This window comes from Hohaiivirga grylli (genome assembly GCF_039655745.1).
GTDB lineage: Bacteria > Pseudomonadota > Alphaproteobacteria > Rhizobiales > Beijerinckiaceae > Hohaiivirga > Hohaiivirga grylli.
Genome location: NZ_JBBYXI010000005.1, coordinates 24,371 through 35,819 on the forward strand (window position 1 = coordinate 24,371; position 11,449 = coordinate 35,819).

Consider the following 11,449-nt stretch of genomic DNA (forward strand, 5'->3'; position numbering starts at 1 on the left):
ATAATCTGATGGAAACGCTAATAAGAAATGCTTATGGAGTGACGTAGGAGAGCTCTCCACAATCCCGAAGCCATAACCAAATGGAACACCCCATTTGAAAAATCCAATAGAAACTATACGAGTAAAACAAATATTAGTTCTTATTTATTTAATAATTAAAATATAATTATAAATTAAAATAATAAAACTAATATTTGCCACAATCTTATATTAAAAAATCTAAATATATAGAAAAGATTTTTTTGGGGGCACAATGAAAATTAATAAATTTAAACTTTTTATTTCAGCTAGCATTGTAGCCCTGTCAGGAATGATGCTTGAAAATACACATTCATTGCAAGCTCAGGAGTATTCATTTGGCACAGTTGGATACATTGATGGCGGCAAACCCTCGAGCAATGAAAATTATAATAAATGGCTTAGTCCTGATGGGACGATTATTATTGGGACATCTAGTAATCCATCTGGACACTCAGAAGCCTATCGCTGGACATTAAGCAATGGCATTCAAGGTCTGGGATTTCTTGGATCACCAGATGGGCAATATTATTTTAGTGAAGCAGTCTATGGCAGCAAGGATGGCTCTGTCCTTGTCGGAAGAAGCTCTAGCACGAGCCTTATGGTAGAAGCATTCCGCTGGACTGAAACCACGGGAATGCAGAGTCTCGGCGTTCTTGGCGGATCAACATCACGTTTCAGCACAGCATATTGGACCAGCAATGATGGCTCTGTCGTTATTGGGCAAAGTTCCAACAATGACAATTTTTCAGAAGCATTTCGCTGGACACAAGTAACAGGTATGCAAGGCCTCGGTTTTTTACCAGGAGTTAATGGCACCATCAGCTATAGCAGCTTAGCAAAATCAGGCAGCGCTGATGGTTCTGTCATTGTTGGAACAAGCGGCAGCAGAACCGCTGACAATACTTTCTATGAAGAAGCCTTCCGATGGACAGCAGAAACTGGCATGCAGGGTATCGGCATACTTGGTTCAGACAGAGCAACCTCATCCAGTTCAGCCTATAAAACTAATCATGATGGCTCCGTGATCATTGGCGTGGCAAAAAATGATCTGGGCATAATCGAAGCATTTCGATGGACGGCAGAAGCTGGAATTCACGGCCTCGGTGCCCTCACTGACATGAACAATATTTCCGGCATTGCCAGTGAACCACTTGATTTATCCAAAGACGGATCTGTAGTCGTTGGTTATAGCAAAAATTCTTCAGATTTTAATGAGGCTTTCCGCTGGAGTGTAACAGACGGAATGCAAAACCTTGGCTTCATTAATGGTGGCGGCGCTACGCCAATCAGCGCTGCTTCTGCCGTTAGCGGAGATGGTCAGGTCGTTGTTGGTGTGAGCACTAATCCAGACGCAATTTTTATGCAAAGTGCTTTTCGCTGGACACCTGAAACAGGTATGCAAAGTATACCAGCCATTCTGGCAACCCATGGCATTGAAACCGGCAGTCTTGAGCTTATTCAAGCAACACAGATTTCTGAGGATGGGCAAGTTATAGTTGGTATGGGATATGATGCTGCTTTCAATTTAGAGACATGGATTGTCAGAATTCCCCATGAATCAGCAATAGACGGCGGCTCCCCCCCTATTGACCCAACTGAGCCGGGAACGACTGTTCCTGATATTGATACAGGCTTACCTGAGCTTCCCAAGTCACCAGATATTGGCTTTATTTCCCCATCGGAAGCGCATGCCACAATCAGCAATACAGCAGTGAAGGTGTTGCAGGTACAGAACCTGCCATCAGCAACTCTGGCTGATATGCGTTTTGCCGCAACTGAGCAATGTGCACCATGGGAGAATAGTGACAAACGTTTTTGTGCTTTCATCACCGGATCCGGTGCCTTGTGGAGCAACAATGGCGATTACGGAAATGGTAATCTCTTCCGTGGTTCCGCTGGTATTTCCATGAACCTTCTGCCCGGCTTTTCTATTGGCACAGCCTTTACGGCAGGGACAGGTGAATACGATCTGCGCCTTGGAGGAAAGAACAAGATATCATCCTATGGTGTCTCACTGTTCGCCACATACGCACCTGCAAAAACAGGCCTACAACTGATGGGAGCTGTCACAACAAGCTGGCATGATATGGATATCAGCCGCAGCTATATGAATGGCTCTCGTGCAACCGTACTCTCCAAAGGTTCGGCTGACGGGCAATCATGGGGCGCGTTAGGCCGGATTGGTTGGCGCTTTACTGCCCTCGATAGAACATGGGTCATGCCTTATGCAGAGATCGAATGGACACGTTCAAAAATTGGCGGTTATCAGGAAGAAGGTGGGCCATTCCCATTCATCTTTGAAGGCCAGACCGCCCGCGAACTGGTTAGTCGTTTCGGTATTGAGTTTCGCCATGAATTCTCAGACAGGTTTGAGATATTTGGTCAGGCAGCCTGGGCCTATCGCCTCTCAGGTCATGCTAATGCACTCAAAGGTGTGATGGTTGAAAAATTTAATCTCTCATCAGGTGCCATCTCTCTTCCGAAGAAGAGCTGGGCGGAACTTGCACTTGGCGCGTCATGGAAGATCACACCAGATACCCGCCTCAGCGGCTCTGTCTCAACTGCCATCGGCAAGAGCAACCGGCCAGATGCAACTGTCCGTATCGGTGTTTCGACAGACTTTTAATGACGCAAGAATACATTAATGAGTGCCCAAAATTTAATATTGTTGGGCACTTATAAATTCACCCTCATTAATGACATTGTTGTAATTTAATGTATGAAAAGTAAAATTATTCTAACTTTGTTAAATTATATTATATTTTGAAAAATATTACTGGATTTTATAAAAAATTCATTTAATGACAACAAAAATTTATGCAGCAAAAAATGCAATCATAAGCTGCAATCAGGTGGCAAAATATGAAAATTAAAACAATTCTTCTAAGCTCAATTGCAATACTTCTGAGCACGGGTTCAATAACGGCATCAGCCCAAGGTCTGTCCAGCAAGAATCTGGAGCCAGATTTTACCTATATTCAGATCCCTGCCACCGATGCAACCACTACTCCGACATGGCTTAGTGGAAACGGGGCTGTTCTTGTCGGAGAGATGTCACAACTAACAGGAGCAATAGAAGCATTCCGCTGGACATTATCGAGCGGAACCGTAGGTCTTGGCCACATTGACCCAAACCCCTCTTTTGCACCCTATAGTTCCGCAACATATACCAGCAAAGACGGCTCTGTCGTGATCGGTAATAGCACAAGCGCAAATGCAGAGCGCGAAGCATTCCGCTGGACAGAGACCGGAGGTATGCAGGGGCTAGGATTTTTAAATTCACAAAATCCTTATAGCCTTGCCTATTGGACCAGTGATAACGGTAATGTTATTGCCGGACAAAGCATCAATGATCAAAGCATGTATGAAGCGTTCAGATGGACTGAAACGACAGGAATGGTCGGCCTGGGCTTCATAACAGGAAGTGGCATAACCCCACAGTTTAGCTCAGTCATATCAGGAAGCAGCGATGGTTCCGTACTGGTGGGAACAGGACATTATTTTGATTCTAACAATAACTTTGTGACTGAAGCTTTCCGCTGGACAGAAGCCGGCGGAATGCAAGGTCTTGGGCACCTTAGCAATTCCATCCAAAGGTCACAGGCTATAAAAACCAATCCGGATGGCTCGGTCGTTATTGGTGTCTCTAATGATGACAATGGCCAGATAGTTGCTTTTCGCTGGAATGAAAACCTCGGAATGCACGGCCTTGGTACGATTGATGAGAATACCATTGTAACTCAGCCAATGGACCTTTCTGGTGATGGCAATACCATTATTGGCGTCGCTCTTTCATCCGCCGGCAGACAAGAGGCTTTTCGCTGGACTGAAGAAACTGGAATGAAAGGGTTAGGTTTCATTGATCCCAATGCATCTACCCTTCTGAGCATTCCCTATAGAATTAGTCTTGACGGTACTGTTATCGTTGGCGCCGGTACAACAACTGAATCACTCGTATATGGTCAAACAGAAGCATTCCGCTGGACTGAAAAAACCGGAATGCAAAGCATCAGAGGTATTCTGGCAGAAAATGGCGTCACCATTGTTGATACCAATTTTCTTGTCATCGCCAATCTGCTTTCTGATGACGGGCAGATAATGGCTGGTTACGGTTTTGACCCTACAACCGGTGTTTTCAGTTCATGGATTGCTCGTATTCCAAATGAATCTATCGATACAACAGATCCAACTCCACCAGTTGGCCCAACTGAACCCGGAGTGACCCCACCGACAGTACTGCCACCACAACCCCCATCTGTTGGTTTTATTACGGATCAGGAGGTTGGTGTATCCGTTCAGGATACGGCAGCAAAGGTGTTACAGGTTCAGAACCTGCCATCAGCAGCACTTTCTGACCTACGTTTTGCTGCAACTAAGCAATGTGCACCATGGGAAAATAAAGACACACGTTTTTGTGCCTTTATTACCGGATCCGGTGCCTTCTGGAGCAGTAATGGAGACTATGGGAAGGGCAACCTCATCAGTGGTTCTGCTGGTATCTCCATGAACCTGCTGCCGGGATTCTCTATTGGCACAGCCTTTACAGCCGGAGCCGGTGATTATGATCTGCGCCTTGGTGGCAAAAACAAGATATCCTCCTATGGCGTCTCACTCTTCGCAACCTATGCTCCCTCACGGGAAGGGTTGCAGCTTCTCGGGGCTGTCACAACAAGCTGGCATGATATCGATATCAGCCGCAGTTATATGAATGGTTCGCGGGCTAGCGTCCTTTCAAAAGACTCTACAGATGGACAGTCATGGGGCGCCTTAGGTCGGGTTGGCTGGAGCTTTGCCATGCTCGACAAGACATGGCTGACACCTTACGCCGAGATTGAATGGACACGTTCAAAGGTTGGTGGTTATCAGGAAGAAGGTGGTCCCTTCCCGATCGCTTTCAAAAACCAGACAGCCCGTGAACTGATCAGCCGACTGGGTCTGGAGGTTCGTCACCAGTTCTCGGACAGCTTTGAGATGTTTGCCCGCGCAGCCTGGGCCCATCGCCTCTCCGGTCATGCTGATATTCTCAAAGGTATTATGATTGATACCTATGATGTCTCATCAGGCAATATTCGTTTATCGAAAAAAGACTGGGCTGAACTTGCGGTTGGTGCTTCATGGAATGTCACACCAGATACCCGCGTCAGTGGCTCTGTCTCGACAATAATCGGCAAGAGCAATCAACCTGATGCAACCGTACGCATCGGTTCCTCAACACGCTTCTAAGATTAAAGGGCCCCTCGGGGCCCTTTTTTATCTCACATATAACCTGAAGTTAAAGGCCTTTACTGACCATCAGCCATCTGCTGTTGTTTACGTAGCAACATGCCGAAAAGATCACGTGGTTCATCGGGATCAGCCAGTAAATCCAGCTCTTCATACAAACCCGTTCCGGCAAGCTTATCTCGGATATAACGCAGAGCTGAAAAATCCTCGATCGCAAAGCCAACCGAGTCAAACAGCGTAATCTGCTCTGGTGATTTGCGCCCCTGAACCTGACCAGTCATTACCTGCCAGAGTTCCGTTACCGGGTGGCTCTCATCAAGCTGCTGTATCTCACCCTCGATACGGGTCTGCGGCGTATATTCGACAAAGATATCCGAGCGTAGCAGGATATCTTTGTGCAGTTCCGTCTTACCCGGACAATCACCACCAACAGCATTAATATGAACACCTGCCCCAACCATGTTGTCCGTCAGAATTGTGGCATATTGTTTATCAGCCGTAACAGTGGTGATAATATCCGCCCCCTCAACCGCCTCCTGTCCAGAAGCACACATCTTGATCTCAAGGCCTGTGCCAGCAAGATTATATCGACACTTCTGACTGGCAGCAGGGTCAATATCGTAAAGCTGCACAGTCTCAACACCCATCAGGGCGGAAAATGCAAGCGCCTGAAATTCAGCCTGCGCACCATTCCCAATAATTGCCATGGTTTTTGGATTTTCAGGTGCAAGGTATTTCGCAGCAACAGCCGACGTAGCGGCCGTTCTCAAAGCAGTCAGAAGCGTCATCTCCGTCAGCAGCATTGGATAGCCTGACCCAACATCCGCCAGCACACCAAAGGCTGTCACAGTCTGGAGCCCAGAGCGCATATTCTTGGGGTGACCATTGACGTATTTGAAACCATACAGCGTACCATCACTGGTCGGCATAAGTTCAATGACGCCGTCATGACTATGAGATGCGACACGCGGCGTTTTATCAAACAATTCCCATCGCTGAAAATCTTCTTCAATATAAGAAGCCATTTCGGTCAGAGCACGTTCAACACCAATCTGCAGAACAAGCTGCATCATATGATCGACGCTCACAAAGGGAACGATATTCAATTTGGCAGCAGTCACATTAGTCTCCGAAGTGCTCACCAATCTCATATATGATCTTTTATGGCATTTTATTCCAAGGGGCCAGTGCCATCAGTCTTGCCAAGCCGCAAAACCCTGTTGCTCCTGCAAATGTCAGTCCAAGACCAAAAAAGCCCGTACCCAGAATGAAATACGGACTGACAAACCATGCCAGCAGAGAGAACAGGAGCAGACCTATCCCGATCGTCAGCTGAACCTGACGGTCAAGCGGAAGGACCTTACGACCATTCCCGATAACAGGGCCACCAATTTGCAGCCAGCCGCCAATGCCATCGGCAAGACTATAGAAAACAGCATCCGGCATCTGCTTCTGCAAACTGGAGCAGGCCGCCATTGATCGCGCCCCACCCTTACACTGCAGTACCAGCTTTCGCCCGTCTGTTTCAGGCAGACTGGTCATGGAGACCTGAGAGAGCGGCAGGGAAACAGCTTCTGGAATATGTTGCGTGGCATATTCAACAGGTTCACGTACATCAACAAGGACAGCTTCATTATTCGCCAACCAGCCTTGAAGTGTTTTTGCATCAACGGTTAAAATAGACATTGTGACAATCCATTAGTAATTTCTAAATTATTAGCGGCAGTAAATCAGATATAATGTAGAGAGAATGGCATTTACTTCCATACTTGCCAGTGCGTAATAGACCATCTGCCCACGTTTCTCGTCTTTGATAATGCCAGATGCTTTGAGTTTTGACAGATGCTGAGAAACAGCAGATTGTGAAAGGTTTGTTATATTAACAAGTTCACCAACGGATTTCTCTCCACCGACCAGCGTACACAAAATCTCAAGCCGCTTGGCGTTTGCCAGAAGCTTGAGTAAATCGGCCGCCTGTGTGGCATTACGCACCATCACATCAGGTGGAAGTATTTCATGGGTTGTGTTCATGAGGTTTTTATATTAGATATTTCTAATATATTCAACTGTCTTTATGGAGGAATTTATGGCTAAGGATTATTTAGAAATCACCAAGAACATCTCAGCAAATATGAAAACCTTACGCGCTGACATTCCAGAGACAATACAGGGTTTTTCTGCAATGGCCCAGGCAGCTACAAAAGATGGCGTGCTTGATAAGAAAACCAAAGAGTATATCGCACTGGCCCTTGGCGTCGCCGGACATTGTGACGGCTGCATTGGCTTTCACGCCAAAGCACTGGTTGAGCTTGGTGCAACAAAAGCTGAAGTTGAAGAGGTTCTCGGAATGACCGTTTATATGGGTGGTGGACCATCCCTCATGTATGCTGCTGATGCCATTTCCGCTTTCGAGCAGTTCCAGCAGGCCAAGAAAGACTGATCACCTTTAAGCCAAAGCCAGCCCGTCTCCGTTACCTGAGCTAAGCCAGAAATCAATGAACCGGTTGATCCAGCGATCAACTTCCGGGTCATAACGGAGGCGGCTTTCAAGCTGCGTATTCCGATCCTGCGCACCAGGCAGCGTGAGCTTCTCAGCGGCTTTTATCGTCCATAGTTTCATCATATCCTGAGTCACTTCAGGGTGAAACTGAATGGCATAGGCATTCTGACCATAGCGAAAAGCCTGATTGGGGAAATACTCGCCACTCACCAGCTTTTCAGCGCCAGCCGGGCATTCAAATCCTTCACTGTGCCAGTGATAGACATGGCTCGGCCATGGTGCCCCAACCTTCTGCGCAAAGTTTGAACCCATATCTGTCGGCGTAATCTGGTAATAGCCGATCTCATTCAGTCCCTGTGTATGATGTCGGACTGTTGAACCAAGGTTGCGCGCCAGCATCTGGGCACCGAGGCAGATACCAAGAAAAGGTTTGTTTTCCCGCAGTGGTACGGAGATCCAGTCTATCTCCTGCCGAATAAAATCTTCATTATCGTTGGCACTCATGGGCCCACCGAAAATGATAGCACCCGTATGATTGACCAGTGTTTCCGGCAGCATATCGCCAAATCGCGGGCGCCTGATATCAAGCGCATAACCTCTTTGGACAAGGATATCACCAATACGTCCCGCCGTTGATGCCTCCTGATGAAGAACAATCAATACGGGTTTTTTATCAGATTCACTATTTGCGGTTATGTCGGCCATCGTTCAAATAAAATATATCTACGGCTTATATAAAGCGTATTCCAGAAAAATAAAACAATTGTCACTGATAAGAGAGCCCCTCAATCACGCAGCTCATTCTTACCGGATGACTTGACAGCTTGGCTGTCTCTGCTCCAACTGTAGCACTGAGCGAAGCACCCTTACTCAAACAAGAAGGCAAATGTATGAGCAGCGTTGGTAATGACAATTCTCTCGCCGGTATCCGTGCCATTATTGTTGAGGATGAAGGAGCAATCGCATTACTGATTGAAGATATGCTCTTTGATTTTGGCTGCGAAGTATGCGGAACAGCTGCGCGCATTTCCAAAGCCATTACACTGCTTGCGGAAACAGAGATTGATGTTGCCATACTTGATCTCAACATTGCCGGTGAGCCCGTCTACCCGCTGGTTGATGAACTCAAACGCCGAAACATCCCGTATCTTATTTCAACAGGTTATGGCAAAGCCGGGCTTGAGCCTGCCTATCAGGATAGCCCTGTACTACCGAAACCATTCACACAGAAAGATCTGGAAGTTCTTCTGAAAAGTATATTGGCGACACCAGCCCCATAAGGGGAATTACTGCTTCTTTGCAATAAGCGGAAAAGCAGCAACGACGGCCAGGCCCAAAGATATCAGCGTATTCCAGCCAGCCAACGAAATACCGAACAGACGCCAGCCCGCATCGGCACAGCTGACAACAACTGTTTGCTGCATCTGCGCCAGCAGATCACCACCATTATCCAGAGACATCCCTTGTGGCGTCGTGCAGCTACTTGGGCCCGCCCAGAACTTCCATTCAACCCCGGCATGATATGCTGCAAGGCCCGCATTAAACAGAAATACCAGCACAAGAATACCGAGAGCCAGTCGAATAGTCATACTACGGTTGGGCAGAAGCGTTCCCAGAAGCGCAACTGGCATGGCAATATAATAGGCTATCCGCTGCGTATAGCAGAGTTCACAGGGGGCAATCCCAAAGCCATACTGGAAAATAAATGCGCCAGCGATAACACAAATCGCGCTAATGAGAACAAAAAGAGCCGTTCTGCGTGGTGTCAGTTCCTGTTGTAATTGCATTAGCAAACTCATCCTTTTGGTATCCTTACTCATCAAAGCAGATAGCGGAAGACAACAAAGCCGCCAATCAGCACAACGATGAAGATAATACCAACTATATTAATATGGCGGTCCAGAATGTGCTGAATCTCAGGTCCGAATTTCTTGACCAGAGCCACAACCAGAAAGAAGCGCGCACCCCGTGTTAAAGCAGATAGGATAACAAACCAGAATAGAGGGTAATTGGCGAAACCAGACGTAATCGTAATCAGCTTAAACGGGATTGGGGTGAACCCCTTGATCAAAATGGCATAAGCCCCGTATTCCCCGTAAGTATCCCGGAAGACTGCAGCCTGTTCTGTCAGCCCATACAGATTAAACAGCCAGACACCTATGGTATCATAAAGAACAGCACCGATAAAATAACCGACAATGCCTCCAAGAACAGATGCAACCGTACAGATGAAGGCATAAAACCATGCCCGCTCAGGCTTTGCCAGAACCATAGGCACCAGCATCACATCAGGAGGAATAGGAAAGAAGGAGCTTTCAGCAAAGGATACCGCCGATAATGCCCAAGGCGCAGACGGGCGGGCAGCAAGTGATAGAATCCAGTTATAAAGACTTCGGAACATGACCCTCAGCTGACCTTATCTAAACGATCCCATTGGAGATGGGGCAAAACATAACAATGCAGTACATGACGAATTATGGCTTTTATGCATCCTCTCGATAAGGAAATCGTTAATTGCCAGATTTTTTCTGCCTATTCTTGTAAAAAGCAGAATTAAATATTTTTGTAAGCAAAAATCTGCGCCTCAAACATCATTCAAGATTGACCTGAAGCAATCGGGCATGATAGGCGATTGTCACACAGGTAAGCCCCTGTGGCGGAATTGGTAGACGCGCTCGACTCAAAATCGAGTTCCGCAAGGAGTGCTGGTTCGATTCCGGCCAGGGGCACCAATATAAAGATTGGCCTGAAGTAATATTTTCTCCAAAACTAAATCCTAGTATTCTAACGCCAATAGAAATGCCTATGATTGAGAAAATGTCTTTAAAATTTCAGGTAATGGGTAGCTCACAAAAACCATACAATATAACAGTAGAGGGTTCCGGAGAAAATTTACGCGCTTTTTGCTCATGCCCTGCGGGCCGAAAAGGCGGTATGTTTTGTAAGCATATTGCAGCAATTCTCGTCGGAGATATTACAAATTTAGTAGAACCCTCAGATAGCGTCAGAGAATTACAAGATATTGCTCAAGGCTCCCCACTTATTGATAGAGCTATAAAACATAAACCCTCCAATAAAAAGCCTGAACTCCCTTCATTACCAAACGGAATACAATCTTTAGCTACACTAGCAAATTATATATCCTCATTATGTGATGAAAGCATATATCACATTAACTATTCTGATCAGCTGCCAGAAACTGAAATTTTGAGTATTCATAAGCGCCGAAAAAATGGAATACCTCTAAAATCATCAATTTTAGAATTGTCTTATGAGTTGAATACTTATGATACCTATTTTGCAGATGACGGCGATTTAATACAAGTGAATCATCGTCCGCGTGTTAGACCTTGGACACTACGTTCGACGCCAAAAACAAGTTCATGGAGTTCTTTTGAGAAGGCTGGAGTTACTCTTCTTGAAGTGCTTGAGACTGAGTTTGCAAATTAGAATTAGACACGATAGAGCCTAATTTCATAAAATATAAAACACATAAACATCCCTGTTTTATTAAAAACAGGGATGTTTATCTTCAAAAACCGCAAGTTACCAGACGTATTTTACGCCCAGTCTTCCGGCAATGCTGTGACCCTTGCCGCTATCCAGTGAGGCGTTGTAGGTCGCGGATGCGAACAGACGCATGTTGGTGCTGACCTGACCGGAGACACCCACATCAACCGAGCCCCAGGTTCCACCAAGATCACT

Annotated in this window: 12 protein-coding genes and 1 tRNA gene; 6 read left to right on the plus strand and 7 right to left on the minus strand. The window is 46.3% G+C overall.

Annotated elements, in window-relative coordinates; all coding sequences use genetic code 11:
* Positions 1-253: 253 nt before the first annotated feature.
* Together WJT86_RS11760 and WJT86_RS11765 are read left to right on the plus strand one after the other, a co-directional pair.
* A complete protein-coding gene (locus WJT86_RS11760; protein ID WP_346337780.1) occupies positions 254-2,647 on the plus strand; it encodes an autotransporter domain-containing protein in 2,394 nt (797 codons plus the stop codon).
* Between the two features lie 236 nt (positions 2,648-2,883).
* Positions 2,884-5,244 carry an autotransporter domain-containing protein gene (locus WJT86_RS11765; protein ID WP_346337781.1) on the plus strand — a complete coding sequence of 787 codons (2,361 nt, stop codon included), beginning with the start codon at positions 2,884-2,886 and terminating at the stop codon, positions 5,242-5,244.
* Positions 5,245-5,303: 59 nt separating this feature from the next.
* Here WJT86_RS11765 and WJT86_RS11770 read toward each other — a convergent pair whose 3' ends face one another.
* From WJT86_RS11770 to WJT86_RS11780, 3 genes are read right to left on the minus strand one after another with little or no spacing between them, the layout of a single operon-like run.
* Positions 5,304-6,365 (minus strand): ornithine cyclodeaminase, encoded by a 1,062-nt coding sequence (locus tag WJT86_RS11770; RefSeq protein ID WP_346337782.1) that lies wholly within the window; start codon positions 6,363-6,365, stop codon positions 5,304-5,306.
* A 40-nt stretch (positions 6,366-6,405) separates the two neighbouring features.
* Positions 6,406-6,930 carry a rhodanese-like domain-containing protein gene (locus tag WJT86_RS11775; RefSeq protein ID WP_346337783.1) on the minus strand — a complete coding sequence of 175 codons (525 nt, stop codon included), beginning with the start codon at positions 6,928-6,930 and terminating at the stop codon, positions 6,406-6,408.
* A gap of 30 nt (positions 6,931-6,960) precedes the next feature.
* Entirely contained in the window at positions 6,961-7,275 is a 315-nt protein-coding gene (locus WJT86_RS11780; protein ID WP_346337784.1) for an ArsR/SmtB family transcription factor, read from the minus strand.
* A gap of 55 nt (positions 7,276-7,330) precedes the next feature.
* On the opposite strand from WJT86_RS11780, the gene WJT86_RS11785 reads away from it, so the two are divergent.
* On the plus strand, positions 7,331-7,684 hold the full coding sequence (locus WJT86_RS11785; protein WP_346337785.1) for a carboxymuconolactone decarboxylase family protein: 354 nt from the start codon (positions 7,331-7,333) through the stop codon (positions 7,682-7,684).
* A gap of 6 nt (positions 7,685-7,690) precedes the next feature.
* Here WJT86_RS11785 and WJT86_RS11790 read toward each other — a convergent pair whose 3' ends face one another.
* On the minus strand, positions 7,691-8,449 hold the full coding sequence (locus WJT86_RS11790) for a glutamine amidotransferase (RefSeq protein ID WP_346337786.1): 759 nt from the start codon (positions 8,447-8,449) through the stop codon (positions 7,691-7,693).
* Positions 8,450-8,634: 185 nt separating this feature from the next.
* On the opposite strand from WJT86_RS11790, the gene WJT86_RS11795 reads away from it, so the two are divergent.
* Positions 8,635-9,024: a response regulator gene (locus tag WJT86_RS11795; RefSeq protein WP_346337787.1), complete on the plus strand. Its 390-nt coding sequence runs from the start codon at positions 8,635-8,637 to the stop codon at positions 9,022-9,024.
* 6 nt (positions 9,025-9,030) lie between these two features.
* On the opposite strand, the gene WJT86_RS11800 is transcribed toward WJT86_RS11795, so the two are convergent.
* The gene (locus tag WJT86_RS11800) at positions 9,031-9,531 is read right to left on the minus strand and encodes a disulfide bond formation protein B (protein ID WP_346337788.1); all 501 of its coding nucleotides are present in this window, start codon (positions 9,529-9,531) and stop codon (positions 9,031-9,033) included.
* A 32-nt stretch (positions 9,532-9,563) separates the two neighbouring features.
* Complete coding sequence (locus tag WJT86_RS11805; RefSeq protein WP_346337789.1) at positions 9,564-10,145, minus strand: YqaA family protein; 582 nt, start codon at positions 10,143-10,145, stop codon at positions 9,564-9,566.
* A gap of 246 nt (positions 10,146-10,391) precedes the next feature.
* Between WJT86_RS11805 and WJT86_RS11810 the strand changes: the two genes are divergently transcribed.
* Positions 10,392-10,476: transfer RNA gene (locus tag WJT86_RS11810), tRNA-Leu, on the plus strand.
* A gap of 73 nt (positions 10,477-10,549) precedes the next feature.
* Positions 10,550-11,194, plus strand: a complete 645-nt coding sequence (locus tag WJT86_RS11815; RefSeq protein WP_346337790.1) for an SWIM zinc finger family protein — start codon at positions 10,550-10,552, stop codon at positions 11,192-11,194.
* A 96-nt stretch (positions 11,195-11,290) separates the two neighbouring features.
* Here WJT86_RS11815 and WJT86_RS12310 read toward each other — a convergent pair.
* The coding region (locus tag WJT86_RS12310; protein ID WP_407066960.1) for an autotransporter outer membrane beta-barrel domain-containing protein at positions 11,291-11,449 on the minus strand (159 nt) is incomplete at its 5' end.